Annotated in this window: 19 protein-coding genes; 14 read left to right on the top strand and 5 right to left on the bottom strand. The window is 52.9% G+C overall.

Features of this window, described 5'->3' with window-relative positions; all coding sequences use genetic code 11:
• Positions 1-5 precede the first annotated feature (5 nt).
• A complete protein-coding gene (locus tag H8K29_RS01365; protein WP_223826780.1) occupies positions 6-407 on the bottom strand; it encodes a hypothetical protein in 402 nt (133 codons plus the stop codon).
• Positions 408-595: 188 nt separating this feature from the next.
• Between H8K29_RS01365 and H8K29_RS01360 the strand changes: the two genes are divergently transcribed.
• The 10 genes from H8K29_RS01360 to H8K29_RS01315 all read left to right on the top strand — a co-directional run bounded on the left by H8K29_RS01360 (position 596) and on the right by H8K29_RS01315 (position 9,736).
• Entirely contained in the window at positions 596-1,543 is a 948-nt protein-coding gene (locus H8K29_RS01360) for a DMT family transporter (protein ID WP_186896099.1), read from the top strand.
• A gap of 35 nt (positions 1,544-1,578) precedes the next feature.
• Positions 1,579-2,076 (top strand): hypothetical protein, encoded by a 498-nt coding sequence (locus tag H8K29_RS01355; protein ID WP_186896098.1) that lies wholly within the window; start codon positions 1,579-1,581, stop codon positions 2,074-2,076.
• Positions 2,077-2,238: 162 nt separating this feature from the next.
• A complete protein-coding gene (locus H8K29_RS01350; protein WP_186883955.1) occupies positions 2,239-2,577 on the top strand; it encodes a DUF1840 domain-containing protein in 339 nt (112 codons plus the stop codon).
• Positions 2,578-2,580: 3 nt separating this feature from the next.
• The gene (locus H8K29_RS01345) at positions 2,581-3,468 is read left to right on the top strand and encodes an alpha/beta hydrolase (RefSeq protein WP_186896097.1); all 888 of its coding nucleotides are present in this window, start codon (positions 2,581-2,583) and stop codon (positions 3,466-3,468) included.
• 29 nt (positions 3,469-3,497) lie between these two features.
• Positions 3,498-4,136: a LysE family translocator gene (locus tag H8K29_RS01340; protein WP_186896096.1), complete on the top strand. Its 639-nt coding sequence runs from the start codon at positions 3,498-3,500 to the stop codon at positions 4,134-4,136.
• A 1-nt stretch (position 4,137) separates the two neighbouring features.
• Entirely contained in the window at positions 4,138-5,550 is a 1,413-nt protein-coding gene (gene rsmB / locus H8K29_RS01335) for a 16S rRNA (cytosine(967)-C(5))-methyltransferase RsmB (RefSeq protein ID WP_186896095.1), read from the top strand.
• A gap of 56 nt (positions 5,551-5,606) precedes the next feature.
• Positions 5,607-6,194, top strand: coding sequence for a DUF4390 domain-containing protein (locus H8K29_RS01330; protein ID WP_186896094.1), 588 nt, complete (start codon positions 5,607-5,609; stop codon positions 6,192-6,194).
• The gene (locus H8K29_RS01325) at positions 6,191-8,545 is read left to right on the top strand and encodes an ATP-binding protein (protein ID WP_186896093.1); all 2,355 of its coding nucleotides are present in this window, start codon (positions 6,191-6,193) and stop codon (positions 8,543-8,545) included. The genes H8K29_RS01330 and H8K29_RS01325 overlap by 4 nt, the downstream gene beginning before the upstream one ends.
• A gap of 86 nt (positions 8,546-8,631) precedes the next feature.
• Positions 8,632-9,354 (top strand): response regulator, encoded by a 723-nt coding sequence (locus H8K29_RS01320; RefSeq protein WP_186883961.1) that lies wholly within the window; start codon positions 8,632-8,634, stop codon positions 9,352-9,354.
• Positions 9,317-9,736, top strand: a complete 420-nt coding sequence (locus H8K29_RS01315; protein ID WP_370527113.1) for a GTPase — start codon at positions 9,317-9,319, stop codon at positions 9,734-9,736. Before H8K29_RS01320 ends, H8K29_RS01315 begins: the two co-directional genes overlap by 38 nt.
• A gap of 58 nt (positions 9,737-9,794) precedes the next feature.
• On the opposite strand, the gene H8K29_RS01310 is transcribed toward H8K29_RS01315, so the two are convergent.
• Positions 9,795-9,977: a hypothetical protein gene (locus H8K29_RS01310; RefSeq protein WP_186883963.1), complete on the bottom strand. Its 183-nt coding sequence runs from the start codon at positions 9,975-9,977 to the stop codon at positions 9,795-9,797.
• A 24-nt stretch (positions 9,978-10,001) separates the two neighbouring features.
• On the opposite strand from H8K29_RS01310, the gene H8K29_RS01305 reads away from it, so the two are divergent.
• The 4 genes from H8K29_RS01305 (at position 10,002) to H8K29_RS01290 (ending at position 13,196) form a co-directional block, all read left to right on the top strand.
• Positions 10,002-10,259: a DUF3567 domain-containing protein gene (locus H8K29_RS01305; protein ID WP_186883964.1), complete on the top strand. Its 258-nt coding sequence runs from the start codon at positions 10,002-10,004 to the stop codon at positions 10,257-10,259.
• 121 nt (positions 10,260-10,380) lie between these two features.
• Positions 10,381-11,265, top strand: a complete 885-nt coding sequence (gene xdhC / locus H8K29_RS01300; protein ID WP_186896092.1) for a xanthine dehydrogenase accessory protein XdhC — start codon at positions 10,381-10,383, stop codon at positions 11,263-11,265.
• Positions 11,266-11,270: 5 nt separating this feature from the next.
• A complete protein-coding gene (locus H8K29_RS01295; RefSeq protein ID WP_186896091.1) occupies positions 11,271-12,299 on the top strand; it encodes an adenosine deaminase in 1,029 nt (342 codons plus the stop codon).
• A gap of 366 nt (positions 12,300-12,665) precedes the next feature.
• Positions 12,666-13,196, top strand: coding sequence for a hypothetical protein (locus H8K29_RS01290; RefSeq protein WP_186896090.1), 531 nt, complete (start codon positions 12,666-12,668; stop codon positions 13,194-13,196).
• A 95-nt stretch (positions 13,197-13,291) separates the two neighbouring features.
• On the opposite strand, the gene H8K29_RS01285 is transcribed toward H8K29_RS01290, so the two are convergent.
• From H8K29_RS01285 to puuE, 3 genes are all read right to left on the bottom strand, one after another.
• Positions 13,292-14,383 (bottom strand): porin, encoded by a 1,092-nt coding sequence (locus tag H8K29_RS01285; RefSeq protein WP_186883968.1) that lies wholly within the window; start codon positions 14,381-14,383, stop codon positions 13,292-13,294.
• Positions 14,384-14,474: 91 nt separating this feature from the next.
• A complete protein-coding gene (gene uraD, locus H8K29_RS01280; protein WP_186896089.1) occupies positions 14,475-14,993 on the bottom strand; it encodes a 2-oxo-4-hydroxy-4-carboxy-5-ureidoimidazoline decarboxylase in 519 nt (172 codons plus the stop codon).
• Positions 14,990-15,970, bottom strand: coding sequence for an allantoinase PuuE (gene puuE / locus H8K29_RS01275; protein WP_255423215.1), 981 nt, complete (start codon positions 15,968-15,970; stop codon positions 14,990-14,992). Before puuE ends, uraD begins: the two co-directional genes overlap by 4 nt.

Below are 15,970 nucleotides of genomic sequence, written 5' to 3'. Positions count from 1 at the left end.
CCAAGCTATTTTTTTGATTTGGCAGACGCGGATTCCGAAGCAGATGCAGACTCTGAGGCACTGGCATCGTCTTTAACCGGCGGCGCGTTTGACGCAATTTCTGGTTTGACGTTGTCTATCTTGTTTTCACGCATATAGTCGTTCATCTCTTTCCATCCGGCGTACACGGACGATCGGGCGGCATCGGGATTGAGCGCATAGCAGTCTTCAATCGCGCGCCCGGCATGACGACAGGCGCTACCGGTAGCACGCGCATCAGATTCCTTCTGCGCCGCTTCTTTCGCCGGATCTGCAATGCCCAGACGTTCGCATGCACTCAACAAAAATAAAGGAAACAAAGCCAACAGGACGGAATGACGAAGCGACATCGCAGCACCAATGAAGAAGGAGAAAATCGTAAGCTTCATCACCATCTGACGAAGCAGTTTTATCGTTTCCTATGATACCCCACTGTCATCACAAAACCATAGAGATCTATCCGATGGTAAAAGCATGCACTTTGTTGTGTTTGTGCCGATATGTCCTTTAACAATATCAAAGCTACTATGATGTCAGCTTGATTGAATAAGCGAGATCTTTTGATGAGTATGGCAAGATGGTAGGCGGCGTCCTCGCTGCGCTGGGTGCAGGTTTATTGTGGGGTCTGGTCTTTATCACGCCCTTGTTATTACCGGATTATCCTGGTGTGGTGCTTTCATTTGGCCGCTATCTGGCATTTGGCCTGATAGCACTGATTCCGGCATGGTTTGACCGCCAGCGTATTCTTGCCCTCAGCAAAACTGACTGGTACAGCGCGCTGAAACTGGCGGCAGTCGGCAATATCATTTATTACGCTGCGCTGGCCAGTGCGATTCAGCTTGCCGATGCGCCGCTGCCAACCATGCTCATCGGCACCTTGCCAGTCATGATCGCGGTCTTTGCAAACTGGTCTCCACATCATCCTTCCGAATCCATCGCCTGGAAAAAACTCGTGCTGCCGCTGTTGCTGATTTTTTGCGGCATCATGCTGGTCAACAGCGAAGAATTGCGTCATCTTGATGCCCAACGCTCGATCAGCGATTACGTGAAAGGTGCAGGCCTGGCATTGATTGCCGTCGCTGCATGGACCTGGTATCCGATCATGAACAGCCGGTATTTGAAGAATCATCCACAAATTCAATCCAGCACCTGGGCAACTGCACAAGGATTAGCAACCCTGCCGCTCGCCCTGTGTGGTTTTCTGCTCTACGGAATGGTTCAGACGATGCAGTCAACGCCAGTCTATGATTTTCCATTCGGCAGCAGCCCCGGTAAATTTATCGTCGGTATGCTGACACTGGGATTACTGGCATCCTGGCTGGGCACGCTGTTATGGAATCGGGCGAGCCAGAAATTAGCCACCAGCCTCAGCGGTCAGTTGATTGTGTTTGAGACTCTGGCGGCGCTGTTGTACGCATTCATTCTGCGTCAGACTCTGCCTGCACCTCAGATACTCATGGGAGTATTATTACTTTGCCTTGGTGTCGCCTTTGCTTTACGCGGGTTTCAGAGTAAACAGGAGTGATACTCCCCCTATTTCTACTATCTGCCAGTGAAACTATGTTGACTAAAAAAATCCTGAGCACTGCCGCGATACTGATGCTCCTGGCATGCAGCCCGCAGTTTGACTGGCGCGAAGTCCGCGGCAGCGATGCGCCTTTCCGTGTCCTGATGCCAGCGAAACCGGCGAGTTTCAGCCGGGACATGCAACTCGCCGGGCTGACGCTGAACATGCAGATGACCGCCGCCGATGCAGCAGGCGTCAATTTTGCAGTCGGCAGTGTCAGACTGGATGATCCCGGCAAAGCTGGTGTCGTGGCAGAAGCGATGAAAGATGGGATGCTGAAAAACATACATGGGCAGATCACGCAAGCGGCCAGCAGCCCCGACGGCATCGTTGAAATGCAGGGAAAATTGCCCGATGGCGAAGTAGTCACTATGGCCGCTCGCTTCATCATACGCGGACCACGGGTATATCAGGTGATTGCGATTGGTCCGGCAAAAAAACTGAAACAAGATGTCATCGATACTTACATGAGTTCATTCAAAACCGACTGAAGCACAAACCACAAAAATCAGGCAATTGCGATTATGATAGCTTCAGCAACGTTCCCTATCATCCGCCATTGTTTTGCGGCGCTGTTTTACACTGCAATACCACGCCATACGTGAACACCGTGTCTGACAAAACCGCCCTGACACCCAAAAAAAGGAGACTCCATGCTGATCACATTCAAATCAAAAGCGGCCGCAGAAATCGTCATGTATAAGGAACATGCACGGCGTATTCTGGATCTGCTGCACAAGGATGTCGAACAAGGCATCATCACAACCGCTGAATTACCCGCAGCGATCGCCAGCATCGAAGCCGCCATTGCTGAGAGCAAGATCCACTCCGTTTCCACTGAAGTCGCGCATGATGTCAACGCGCATCAAAATGAGAACGACGACGAACATGAAAAGCCTGCAACGGTATCGTTCGCCACACGGGCATTTCCTGTGCTTGAAATGCTGCAGGCTGCACAAAAAATGCAAAAAGACGTGGTGTGGGGTGTCTGATTCATGACGGCTCATATCGAAAACACCCGGGAATTTGATTTAACGACGCAAGATGGCACCCGCCTGTTCGTCCGCGACTGGCCGCTCGCTCCCAACGGCGATCAGCTGCCGCCAGGCGTGCTGCTGATGCACGGCCTGGGCGAACACTGCGGCCGCTATGCACATATTGCCCGTTTTTTTAATGCCCTCGGTTTTGCCGTCCGCACTTATGACCATCGTGGTCATGGCAAATCCTCTGGCAATGCCGGAGATGTCCCTGACGACGACGCGATATTGAGAGATGCGCAAATCATCATTCAGGATTTCAGCCAGCAACTGGCGGCACCGCCTATTCTGCTGGGACATAGTATGGGAGGCTTATTCGCTGCCCGTTTTGTCGCCGCGAATCTGGCACCGGTCAGGGCGCTGATACTTTCATCTCCGGCTCTGGCAATACGTATGTCAGGTTTTGAGCAACAACTCGCCAAAGTGGCACTGGCGCTGTTTCCCGGAACAGGGCTGCCGAATGGACTGAAAACCCGCTATCTGTCACACGATGCCGAAGTGGTTCAGGCATATCAGAATGATGCGTTGGTACACCCAAAAATCAGTGCCCGTCTGCTGCGCAGCATGCAGGCAGCAATCGCTTTTACCCACCAGCATGTCAGCAATATTGCTATTCCGGTGTTGCTATTGGTCGCCGAAGACGACCATCTGGTTGATCCGGACGGCAGCCGCCGTTTCGAAAAGGGCGTCGTCCCAACATTGATGACCGCGCATTATTACGACGGCTTTTATCACGAAATTTTTAACGAGCTTGATGCAACACCGGTCTTTGACGATCTGCGTACATGGCTGGAACAACAACATCTGACGCCGCTCACAGCAACGTCCCATGTAACAGGAACCTGAGCCACCAACTGAATCACCAGGAAATAAATATGGAACAATTTGGCATCATTCATTTTGGGTTATTTTGTCTGGCAGTGATGTTGCTCAATGCAACGCCCGGGCCTGATACCGCCTATATCGTCGGGCGCAGCATCGCTCAGGGTCGCACTGCCGGTCTCATTTCCGCACTCGGCATCTCGGTTGGCTGTCTGTTTCACGCGTTCGCATCTGCATTCGGGCTGACCGCAATCATTGCCACCTCGGCGCTGGCATTCACCATCATTAAACTGGCGGGTGGCGCCTATCTGATTTACCTGGGTGTCAGAATGTTGTTCAGCAAACCGGCAGTCTTGATTGCACGTTCAACCGAACCGGAACGCCGCCCGCTGCAAAAAATTTTCTGGCAAGCGGTACTCACCAATATTCTCAACCCCAAAGTGGTGCTGTTCTTTTTATCGTTTTTCCCGCAATTTGTCTCAACCGATGCGAGTCACAAAACCTCTGCATTTCTGCTACTCGGCGCAACCTTCGCCCTGATGAGTACGCTCTGGAATAGCGGCACTGCCGTTCTGGCTGGTACACTAGCGCGCCGCGCAAGTCAGAATCCCCGCTACAAACTCTGGCTGGAGCGCTTTGTCGGAACAGCATTTGTCGGTCTGGGAATCAAATTGCTACTCACCAAACATTAATATGCAAGAACAACCAAGAAAAATCCTCGGCAAACCTGCCATCAAACCGGCTCGTACAGTCGCTGCCGCACCTGAAGCTCAGCCACCAGCGCCACTGCTGGAGCTGAAGCCGGATTCACTGGCTTTCAGCCTTTCCGGCGCTGCGCAGGCGGTGGCCTATGTACTCGAAGGCATGGCGTTACCACAAGCATTGGCAAAAGTTTTTTTACAAACCAATGCATTGCCGCAAGCGCGGGGCGCGATACAGGATATTTCTTACCGGACGATGCGTCAGGTCGGGCGCGTTGATGCGCTGCTGAAAGCCATGACAAATAAAGCGCCAGAACCAGCATTGTTGTACGGCTTGCTTTGCTGCGCCCTGACTTTGCTGGTGAAAAATGAAGGCGAAGATGCGCCGTACGAGGATTTTGTAGTGGTTGATCAGGCCGTCACCGCCGCCAGCGCCAACGCTCACATGGTCTTTGCCAAAGGCATGGTGAACGCTGTATTGCGCCGCTATCTGCGTGAAAAAGAGGAATTACTCAAGCTCGTCATGAAGCAACCGGCGGCAGTCTGGAACTATCCGCAGTGGTGGGTAGACCAAACCAAAGCAGCGTATCCGGATGACTGGCAAGCGATTTTAACGACCGGCAACCATGCACCGCCGCTGACCTTACGTGTGAATCGTCGACTCACCAGCACAGCAGCGTATTTGCAGCTATTGGCGGAACAGCAAATTGAAGCCTCACAAATCGGGCCGTTTGCGGTACGTCTGGCCAAGCCTTTGCCGGTCAACAGCATTCCAGGCTTCGAAGATGGCATGGTATCGGTACAGGATGCGGCGGCACAACTCGCCGCGCCGCTGCTAGACGTACAAGACGGGATGCGGGTGCTCGATGCCTGCGCGGCGCCGGGCGGTAAAACCTGCCACGTGCTGGAACTGGCCGACGTCAATTTGCTGGCGCTGGATATCGATCCTTTGCGCGTCAAACGCATTCAGGAAAATCTGAGCAGACTTAAATTATTTGCGGCCATCAAAGAAGGCGATGCCAGCCGTTCTGGATGGTGGGATAACAAAGCCTTTGACCGGATACTTGCCGATGTTCCGTGCACAGCGTCGGGCGTCGTGCGCCGCCACCCAGATAGCCGCTGGTTACGCCGCAAAACCGATACCGCGCAGCTCGCTGCCTTATCATCGCGCATACTTGACAATCTGTGGCGCATGCTGGCACCCGGCGGCAAAATGCTGATGGTGACCTGCTCTATCTGGCCTGCTGAGTCGGAGGCGCAAGCTGCCGCCTTTGCTGCCCGGCATGGCGCCATCCGTCTCGATGCACCAGGTCAATTATTGCCAACCATGGCGAATCCGTCCGATGCAAACAACGAACACGACGGTTTGTTCTATGCCTTGTTTCAAAAACCCGGGCAAAGCTAACGGAAAACACGAGCTTCAAGTTATCATTGGGGCTACGATTTTTATTTCCTGATTGCATGCTCCTTCGTCTGAACGATCACCTACGCCGCTTAGCGCTGACACTTGTGTTAGCGCTATTGGCGTTGCTCGGCGTTCCGACGGTGCATGCGGCGGAAGCTGAAGTCACCTCAGCCAGAATCGAAGCAAGCGATGAAGGCTACCGTCTGGCCGCCAGCTTTTCGTTCGAACTCAGCCACGCGCTGACCGACGCAATCGCCAAAGAAATCCCCATCTCATTCACCACCGAAGTCGAACTGACCCGTCCCCGCTGGTACTGGTTTGATGAAAAAACCATACGCGCAGTACAAACCGTCCGCATCGGCTACAACCCCTGGACGCGGCAATACACCGCCACCATCAATCAGGGTTTACAGCAAAATTTTGCCACGCTCGAAGATGCACTCGCGCTGGTATTGCGACCACGACGCTGGATCGTCGCCGATAAAGGCACGCTGACTGCCGGTGCAGTCTATAACGTTGCCGTCAAACTGAAACTCGATCTGAGTTATCTGCCCAAGACTTTCCTGATTACCTCGCTCAATAACAGCGACTGGCGTTTCTCCTCAGACTGGAAACGCTTTACCTTCAAGGCTGAAGACAAGTGACAAGATTTTTGCGGTATGCCTTGATTATCGGCGGTGCTCTGATGAGTATCCTGCTGTTTTTACTGACTACCGCTTCTGAAAATTCCGCTAATTTTGAGCCCTACTATGGCTGGCTACTTGGTGCCAATGCCGTCGTCGCCTCCGCTTTATTGCTGCTGATTTCCGCTTTGGTATGGCGTTTATTCAGTCGTTTCCGCAGCCGTGAATTTGGTTCCAAACTGATGACGAGGCTGGTATTGCTGTTTGCGCTGGTGGGCATATTGCCGGGCTCAGTCATCTATGCGGTGTCCGTCACCTTCGTGTCGCGCTCGATAGAATCCTGGTTTGACGTCAAAGTGGAGTCTGCTCTGGATTCCGGCAAGAATCTCGGTCTGGCGGCGCTCGATTTTCTGCTGGCCGATCTGCAGGCAAAAGCGCGTGAAATGGCGAGCGAGCTATCAACGCCGTCAGACACGCCTTTATCCATCAAGTTATCGCGTCTGCGCGAACGGGCGCTGGTGCAGGAAGCGACGATCGTTAACAGCCGCGGCAGGCTGGTTGCCACCGCCAGCCAGAACTTTGGACGGCTGGTACCTGAACTGCCGACCGCCGACATGCTGCGGCAAGCGCGTAATTCGCGCATCTTTGCCGCCATCGACGAAAAAATTAATACGCCGGATCCGACTGAAACGAATAAAAATGCCGGGTTGAGCGACGCAAAACGTCCGATTCTTCCGCAAGAAAACAATAAAACCCTGCGTTCGCGTGTTGTCATACAGTTGCAGGCAAGCGATATGGCACTGTCCTTGCAGCGGGAAACCTATTTTCTGCAACTGATACAACCGGTTCCGGCAAATCTGGCGGCGCATGCCGAAGCCCTGCGCAATGCATCGACCGAATATCAGTTGCGTTCGCTGGGTCGGGGCAGCCTGAAAACGATGTATATTTTTACGCTGACGCTGACCCTGTTACTGGCCATTTTTGCCGCCATTGCCAGTGCCTTCCTGATTTCTGGTGAACTTGCGCGTCCCTTGCTGTTGCTGGCGGAAGGAACGAAAGCAGTCACCGAAGGTGATTTTTCACCGCGCCCTATCGTCACCAGTACGGATGAACTGGGCAGCCTGACGAAATCGTTTAACACCATGACGCGCCAGCTATTCGATGCCCGTGCCGCTGTCGAAAAAAACCGCAGTGAACTGGAAAATGCCAAGGCCTATCTGGAATCGGTGCTGGCCAATATGTCGGCAGGCGTGATGGTATTGGATCAGACTGGCCATCTGGTGACGTGCAACGAATCCGTCGAACGCATACTGCAACGGCCATTAGAAGCGGAGATTGGTCAGCCACTGGCGGATATCAATGGTATGCATGATTTTGCCGATGCCATCGACAAAGCCTTTTCAGAACAACATGCGCAATCAGCAGCCGGTGGCAAAGAGCAGCAGGAACACTGGCAACAACAAATTGAAGTGCCCCGTCCTGATGCAGTCAAAACAGCAGAGCCCGCTTCAGGTGCAATGCCAAATGACGATAAACAGACGATTACTTTGCTCGCCCGTGGCTCACATTTGCCGGTCGGCGCGGGTAATGGCTATGTCATTGTGTTTGATGACATCAGCAATATTATCTCCGCGCAGCGTTCGATCGCCTGGGGCGAAGTGGCGCGACGACTGGCACACGAAATTAAAAATCCGCTGACGCCAATACAACTCTCCGCAGAACGTCTGCAAATGAAATTGCAGGACAAGCTCAATGAAGCCGATGTCGCCATTCTGAATAAGAGTACAACGACCATAGTGAATCAGGTGTCATCGATGAAGCGCATGGTGGATGATTTCCGCGATTATGCAAAAACCCCGCCCGCAGTGTTGTCGCAGCTTGATCTCGGTGAACTGATCGATGAAGTGCTGCATCTGTATCTGGCGGGCGATGACCGCGATATCATCCGCCTGCATCTGGCACCGGATTTACCGAAAATTATGGGCGATGCTACGCAACTGCGCCAAGTCATCCATAACCTGCTGCAAAATGCACAGGACGCCGTTGCCGATCAACCGCAGTCCGACGTGCCGCCACGCATTGATGTGATCACCGAAGTCGTTCATTACAACAGCAAAGCGCAGGATGTCTGCAGCGCAGTGAAGCTGTCAATTATCGATAACGGCCCCGGATTTTCCAGCAAAATTCTGGCGCGCGCATTCGAACCTTATGCGACATCGAAACCACGCGGAACCGGATTAGGACTTGCCATGGTGAAAAAAATCATCGACGAACACGGTGGTCGTATCGATATTCAGAATCGCAGTGATACAAACGGTGCAAAAGTAGCGATTTTGCTGTTAAAGTTAGCACCGGACTCAAAAACAGCATGAACAGGCTGATTTCCATTCGACATTAACGAAGAGTAATGCGGAAATAAGAAAGACAAAAACCACAAGGGCAGTAATAGGGTAGATTTATGGCAAATATTCTGGTCGTAGATGATGAAATGGGTATCCGGGAATTACTCTCGGAAATTCTGGGAGATGAGGGACACGTCGTGCAACTCGCGGAAAACGCGCAGCAGGCACGACTGGCCCGACAGGAAGCAAAACCCGATCTGGTGTTGTTGGATATCTGGATGCCGGATACCGACGGCGTTACCTTACTTAAAGAGTGGCAGCGCGACGGTTTGCTGACCATGCCGGTGATCATGATGTCGGGTCACGCGACCATTGATACTGCTGTCGAGGCAACCCGTATCGGTGCGCTGAACTTTCTGGAAAAACCCATTGCTCTGCAAAAACTGCTCAAAGCCGTGCAACAAGGGCTGACCCGTACACCTGAGCCTGTACGTCCGGCAGCGCCAGCATTGCGCGTCATCAGCAGCGATCACAACCATCCCAGCCTGACTCAGGGTGGGATGCAGGCAAGCAGCGGCACCTTTGAATCGCGCCAGTTCAATACCGCTCCTGCCGCAGCAAGTGCGCCGGCAAATCAATTCGCCAGCCTGTCGTTTGATTTACCTTTACGCGAAGCCAGAGATGCGTTTGAACGGATTTATTTTGAATATCATTTAAATCGTGAAGGCGGCAGCATGACGCGGGTAGCCGAAAAAACCGGCCTTGAACGCACCCACCTTTACCGCAAACTCAAACAACTCGGTGTCGAGTCTGTCAAATACGCCAAACGCGGCGAATAATCTGCAAACTGCCGTGCCGCTGACGCTCGTCAGCGGTGGCAGCTATCGCCAGCGCGAAGCTCAGATCGCTGCCTGTATCGACCACGATCAGAAACATGCTAAAAGCGTCGGCCGCGTCGCCGTCCTGCTGGAAGGTTTGCCTGAGGGCGATCTGCTGCTGAGCGATACCCAACAACTCCATTTACAAAGAATTGCCCCCGGCTGTTTTTGCTGTATCGGCAATCTGACCATGCGGGTCAGCCTCAACCGGGCACTCCGGCAACGGCCACAACACGTTTATCTCGGCGTCGCCAGTAGTGAGCATCTCGACAATCTCAGGCTGACTTTACAACAAGCGCCCTACGACCAGTTGCTGAAAACAGACGAATCTGTCTCCCTGTAATTTTGCGGAATAAACTAAAAATAAACTAAAGCTATTCATCGCGGCACCGTAACCTCTATCAGGCAGCACGTTTTTTGCTTACTTGTGGGACTTGCGCAAAGTTGTCCCGGCAAGGCGTGGCGACGAAGGCAGTACGAATAGTACGGCTAGGAGCCATAACACCGCTGGGGCGACTTTGCGCAAGTCCTAACTTGAAATTTGCTGCTAACAGCACCATGTCCGGTTTATATGAGGAAGTCATTTCTCCAGCCAGAAAGGATGCAAAATGAATCTTATTTATAACAGTGAAAATTACAGCGTCGTTGAATACAGTGAAGATGCGGAGCACGAAGCTCTGCGTTTTGGCGGCTACGAAATTACCGACAAAGCAGTACGTCGTGAATGGTTTATCGGTGGTCCGCAAGCGCTGAATTTCCGGCATGGTGTCACCGAGCTGATCGCGAGCGAACCCAGCATAGAAGAGATCGACGATTTTCTAGGTCAGTTTGATGGCTATATGCGGCAAAGCGTTCTGTTGCACTGACCCACCGTAATATCCACCCACCAATACACGGCATCAGTTGCCGTGTATATCCATACTACGGCAAGCTGTTATCTTGCTGTTTTGCTGTTTTTGCTGTTCAGCGCCACTCAATAACCTGGTCATGCCTATTAACTCTCATACAAGCTGGCTGGAAAGTCTGCAAGCGCTGCCAGAGAATGCGCCTGCGATCCTGATCACGGTCACGGCAGCTAAAGGCTCGACGCCGCGCGGCACTGGCACCCGCATGCTGGTCACGGCGCAGCACCAATACGACACGATAGGCGGCGGTCATCTCGAATGGAAAGCCATTGCGCATGCCCGTCTGTGGCTGGCGGAAAGCGCTGAGCATAACGCCGCCGCCCGGCATCTCGATCTGGCGCTTGGCCCCAGTCTCGGTCAATGTTGTGGCGGCGCGGTCAGCATCATGCTCGAACGCACCGATAGCTGGACTACCGAACAAAAGCTGGCGCGCTATGCCGAATTTCAACAACAGCAAGCGCAATTACCGCATCTGTACCTGTTCGGTGCTGGTCATGTCGGTAGCGCGCTGGTGAATGTATTACAGCAAACCCCTTGCCGCATCACCTGGGTCGATGAGCGCGACCATTTGTTTCCAGCGCATTTACCACTATCGGTGCAAACGGAAGCCACTGACTGCCCCGAAGCTGTCGTGGTTCACGCCGAAGCAGGCGCTTACTTTCTCGTTATGACCCATCACCACGGTCTGGATTTGCTGCTGAGCGAACATATCCTGCTTAAGAATGATGTCGCGTGGTTCGGTCTGATCGGCTCGCAAACCAAACGCGCCCGCTTTGAACATCGTTTGCGCGAGCGCCAGATAAGCGCCGCCCGGCTGGCGACGATGGTCTGTCCGGTCGGTATTGACGGCATCACTGGCAAAGAACCCGGCGTCATCGCCATTACCATTGCGGCACAGTTATTGCAACTCTGGGCGAAGACACCTACACTGCCGGACTTCGCCTCTATCACTCACACAGCGGAATAAACAGCATGAGTAACTCTTTACACGACTTTATCCGCGGCTTGCCAAAAGCCGAACTCCATTTACACATCGAAGGCTCGCTGGAGCCGGAAATGATGTTCGAGCTTGCCCGGAAAAACGGTGTCAGCCTGCCGTATGCCAGTGTCGAAGAAGTCCGTGCCGCCTACGACTTTGAAGACCTGCAATCGTTTCTGAACCTGTATTACGCCGGTGCCGCAGTCTTGCAGACCGAACAGGATTTTTTCGATCTGACCCATGCTTACATACAGCGCGCCCGCGCCGATCATGTCTGCCACGTCGAATTATTCTTCGACCCGCAAACCCACACTGAACGCGGCATCGCGATAGCAACCGTGTTTGCCGGTATCGCCCGCGCCTTGCGTGAAGCGAAAGCGGCGGACGGTTTTTCCGGCAGCATGATACTGTGTTTCCTGCGGCATCTGAGTGAAGAAAGCGCGCTGGCGACGCTGGAGGCCGCATTGCCGCTGCGTGAAGCGTATGCCGACGTATGGACCGGTGTTGGTCTGGATTCGGCTGAAGTCGGCAATCCGCCGGAAAAATTCGCCCATGTGTTTACGATCGCCCAGGCCATGGGTTTCCGGCTGGTCGCCCATGCCGGTGAAGAAGGCCCGCCAGCGTACATCCACAGCGCGCTGGATGTGCTGGAAGTCGAACGTATCGACCACGGTGTACGAGCAGAAGAAGACCCGGCGCTGATGCAGCGTTTAAAAGCCAGCCGCATTCCGCTGACAGTCTGCCCGCTGTCGAATCTCAAATTATGCGTCGTGAAGGATATGCGCGAACACAATCTGGCGCGCATGCTGCGTGATGGCTTGTGTGTGACGATCAATTCAGATGACCCGGCCTATTTCGGCGGCTATATGAACGCGAATTTCATCGCCACCGCCGATGCGCTGGCGTTGAGCCGCGAAGAACTGGTGCAACTGGCGCGGAATAGTTTTGAAGCATCCTTCGTATCTGATGCACAGAAACAAATCTGGTACGACGCACTCGATGCCTATTTGGAAAACGCTTAAAAATCGCCTGAAAACGCCAAAAAATAGTAAAAAATGGGGAGTATGTGCAAAAACTGCCTTTATCTCCTTATAAACAAAGGGCTTTAAAATATACTGGTGGGAGTATATTTTAAAGCCCTGAACGCCTCCAAACCATTATTTCCAACTCGCATTGCGTGCACGGACAAATAATTTTAGCTAGCAAAAGCGGTGTTCTCCTTTCAGTCCGACAAGGCTGGCCTGCATCAACACCACGCTAATTAGCTCACCGTCCGGGTGGATATATTGATAAAATGCTTCGCCCGGACCGATGTCCGCATGCTTTTCTGAGACAGCGCCACGACATCTGTGGACGCTGCACCTCACGCCTGTTTTTATGGAATCCCTATGCAAATCCCCCCACTCGGCACGTTGATCAAAGACGAAGAAAATGACTGGCTGATCAGCGACGCGTTCAACATCGCCGCTTTTAACAATACGCCATGTGAATTTCTGATCGAAGGCTACGAAGCCGATCCACATCCTCAGGATTTTTCCGATGCGATCAGCAATTTCATCACGCTCAGCAGCAGCGCGCTGAAAGCCGCAGAAGCCCCGGTTTTCAACTATTACCTCGATTGGGCGCGCCTGGCGAAAGCCGAAGGCCAGCCCTGCGTAGAGATCACCGAACCAGCGGATATCTGGCAGCACATTCAGTTCGGCAATGAGGCGCTGGTTTGCCGCCGCAGCAATGGCGATCAGGCGGTTTATGTATTGTTTGAATGTGATTGCGACTGGAATCAGGAAGATGGTCTGCAGATCGTTTTCAAACACGGCAATCAGGTCAGCAAGGTCGGCCCGTTTGATGATTTTTTAAGTAATGAAGACGTGTACGGCTTGCCGGAACTCGATAAAGTGATTTATCAAAGCCCTGGTTAAATATGGCACGCAGCAGGCTTGCTGCAAAATCGCGTCACCATAAAAAAAACCGCATGATTCATGCGGTTTTTTGTTTCATGCCTGACGACTGAACATCAGAAACGGTGACGGATACCGGCAGCAACGCTGGTTGCACGGTCAGCCGTGTTGAGTTTGTCGCTCATCACTAAAGCATAGACATCAGTACGTTTAGACAAATTGTAGTCGTAGCCTGCGGAGAAAGTATCACGCTTCAGATCCGCACCAACCAGGCTGCCTGTACGTTTAGTATTCGCAAACGCCAGCAAAATGTCGCCGCCGCCAGCCGGTGCTTTCACGCCCAGACTGTAAGTTTTGTCGTCCAGTGATTTCGGGCTGGTCGTGTCATCTTTGCTGGAAGAATACGTCGCAAACAGTTTTGCTACTGTCAGGTCATAGCTACCGGCAACAAAGTAAGTTTTCTGATTATTGATCGACGCATAATTCACAGGCGCTGCTGTTGCATCCACAATCGCGCCACCACTGAGCGGATTGCTGACCTGCACCTGATGATAGTAAGCGCCAAGAGCGAGTGGGCCATTGAAATACAAGGCATTGATACCGACGTTTTTAGTACCTGTACTGCCTGCTTTTTCACCGAACTGGTAATGCACATTCGCACTCAGACCATCAAAATTCGGTGTCGTGTAAACGATCTCGTTACTCCAGCCAGAGTCACCTGCAGCGGAATTGGCCCAGGTGCGGGCAGCATAATTACCGCTGGAAACCCAGGTGTGTAATACCAATGGCGAGAAGCTGAAAGAATCGCCGAACGGATTGAAAATCACGGTTGGCAAAAAACTTGGTGCCAGACCACGACCCAGCGACACTTTACCGAAAGAGCCGGACAAACCAACGTTCGCATCGCGCGAAAACATGGTATCGCCGCTGAAACGGCCAGAGGCGCCGGTATCTGCCTGCAAGAAACTGGTCAATGCAAAATCAGCTTTCAAACCGCCGCCCAGATCTTCAACACCTTTGAAACCGACCCACGATGTCGTCATACCGCCGCTGTTAACGACAGCCTGACGACCGCTGTCGCCACTGTATTTAACGGAACCCAGAGTCACGTCGAGCAAACCTTCGACGGACACCTGTGATTGTGCAGATGCACCGCCAGCAAGCAGACAAGACACTGCCAACACCATACTTTTCAATTGAAATTTCATCGGTTTTCCTTGATTGATGTGATAAAAAATTGTTTCGTATGCGGTTACCGGCAATCAGCGTCGCGTCCTGTACAGTGAGTCTGCTGTGTATTCAGGAGCTGATGAGATCAGCCAGCCGGAATTCCCCGATACGGATAATCTGTTCTATGCATTCCCGCATTTCGTCGGCGCGACTGGCAGCCAGACGTTGCGTGAAGTTGCGGATAATACTTTGCCGGTCATGATTGCGTACAGCGATGATGAACGGAAAGCCGAATTTTTCCTTATATTCGGCATTTAAACGTTGTAACTGCGCAAATTCTTCCGCGCTGCACTGAGTCAGACCTGCGCCACTTTGTTCACGACTGGACTCTGCCGTCAGCTCGCCACGTATCGCTGCTTTTCCCGCTAATTCAGGATGGGCGCAAATCAGTTTCAACTGTGCACTTTCCGCCGCAGTTCTGACGGCATCCGCCATTGCCTGGTGTAAGGTCGCCCTGCTGGCAAATGGCCGCTGCGCGACAACCGCTTCAGCCACCCACGGCGAGTGTTCAAAAATACCGCCCAGAACATCGACAAACGCCTGCGCAGAACAAAGGTTCAATTCATCTAAACTGTAAGTCTTGCTCATGCTGCGGCTCCATCTGTTCCTACGGCTCCTGCAGCTTGTGGCTGGTACAGATGCGTCTTCATCCAGTGCTGCGCGATATCGATGCGGCGGCAAATCCAGACTTTGTCGTGTGCCTGTATGTAATCCAGAAAACGCTGCAAAGCGCGGAATCGCCCGGGTCTGCCCAGCAAGCGGCAATGCATACCTACCGACAGCATTTTCGGCGCATTGTCGCCATCCGGATCACCCTCTGCATACAGCACATCAAAACTATCTTTTAAATACGCATAAAAATGATCGGCAGTATTGAATCCCTGCGGCGTGGCAAAACGCATGTCATTACTGTCCAGCGTATACGGCACCACCAGATGCGGTTGCTGCTCGCCCGTGCTGGTACTGACTTCAGTCCAGAATGGCAAATCATCGCCATAGTAATCGGCGTCATAAATGAAGCCGCCATGTTCAACCAGCAAACGCCGCGTATTCGGCGAATCGCGCCCGGTGTACCATCCCAGCGGCGCTGCTCCTGTCAGTTCACGCATGATCTGCACCGCCTGTTGCATATGTTCGCGCTCGATTGCCTCATCCAGATTCTGGTAATGTATCCAGCGCAAACCGTGGCAGGCAATTTCATGTCCGAGCGCGCCAAATGCCTGCGTCAGTTCAGGATGCCGCTGCAAAGCCATCGCCACGCCGAATACCGTCAGCGGTAAGCCGCGTTTTTCAAATTCGCGCAAAATCCGCCAGACACCAGCGCGCGAACCGTATTCGTAAATCGACTCCATCGACATGTGTCGCGCCTCATATGCAGCGGCACCGACGATTTCTGATAAAAACTGTTCGGATGCCTTGTCGCCATGCAGCACGCAGTTCTCGCCGCCTTCTTCGTAATTCAGAACAAACTGCACCGCAATTCTTGCCTGACCCGGCCATTGCGCATGTGGTACCTGCGCTCCGTAGCCGATCAGGTCGCGTGGATAAGCTGCTGTCATACTCAT

Source organism: Undibacterium sp. CY21W, assembly GCF_014284265.1.
Lineage (GTDB): Bacteria > Pseudomonadota > Gammaproteobacteria > Burkholderiales > Burkholderiaceae_D > Undibacterium > Undibacterium aquatile.
Note: the sequence above shows the minus strand (reverse complement) of the source record. Positions and strands in the feature narration are given on the sequence as shown.

Coding starts and splice junctions, on each gene's coding strand:
- H8K29_RS01365 (WP_223826780.1), bottom strand. CDS start 407: ATGAAGCTTACGATTTTCTCCTTCTTCATTGGTGCTGCGATGTCGCTT.
- H8K29_RS01360 (WP_186896099.1), top strand. CDS start 596: ATGGTAGGCGGCGTCCTCGCTGCGCTGGGTGCAGGTTTATTGTGGGGT.
- H8K29_RS01355 (WP_186896098.1), top strand. CDS start 1,579: ATGTTGACTAAAAAAATCCTGAGCACTGCCGCGATACTGATGCTCCTG.
- H8K29_RS01350 (WP_186883955.1), top strand. CDS start 2,239: ATGCTGATCACATTCAAATCAAAAGCGGCCGCAGAAATCGTCATGTAT.
- H8K29_RS01345 (WP_186896097.1), top strand. CDS start 2,581: ATGACGGCTCATATCGAAAACACCCGGGAATTTGATTTAACGACGCAA.
- H8K29_RS01340 (WP_186896096.1), top strand. CDS start 3,498: ATGGAACAATTTGGCATCATTCATTTTGGGTTATTTTGTCTGGCAGTG.
- rsmB (WP_186896095.1), top strand. CDS start 4,138: ATGCAAGAACAACCAAGAAAAATCCTCGGCAAACCTGCCATCAAACCG.
- H8K29_RS01330 (WP_186896094.1), top strand. CDS start 5,607: ATGCTCCTTCGTCTGAACGATCACCTACGCCGCTTAGCGCTGACACTT.
- H8K29_RS01320 (WP_186883961.1), top strand. CDS start 8,632: ATGGCAAATATTCTGGTCGTAGATGATGAAATGGGTATCCGGGAATTA.
- H8K29_RS01310 (WP_186883963.1), bottom strand. CDS start 9,977: ATGACTTCCTCATATAAACCGGACATGGTGCTGTTAGCAGCAAATTTC.
- H8K29_RS01305 (WP_186883964.1), top strand. CDS start 10,002: ATGAATCTTATTTATAACAGTGAAAATTACAGCGTCGTTGAATACAGT.
- xdhC (WP_186896092.1), top strand. CDS start 10,381: ATGCCTATTAACTCTCATACAAGCTGGCTGGAAAGTCTGCAAGCGCTG.
- H8K29_RS01295 (WP_186896091.1), top strand. CDS start 11,271: ATGAGTAACTCTTTACACGACTTTATCCGCGGCTTGCCAAAAGCCGAA.
- H8K29_RS01290 (WP_186896090.1), top strand. CDS start 12,666: ATGCAAATCCCCCCACTCGGCACGTTGATCAAAGACGAAGAAAATGAC.
- H8K29_RS01285 (WP_186883968.1), bottom strand. CDS start 14,383: ATGAAATTTCAATTGAAAAGTATGGTGTTGGCAGTGTCTTGTCTGCTT.
- uraD (WP_186896089.1), bottom strand. CDS start 14,993: ATGAGCAAGACTTACAGTTTAGATGAATTGAACCTTTGTTCTGCGCAG.
- puuE (WP_255423215.1), bottom strand. CDS start 15,970: ATGAGTATGACAGCAGCTTATCCACGCGACCTGATCGGCTACGGAGCG.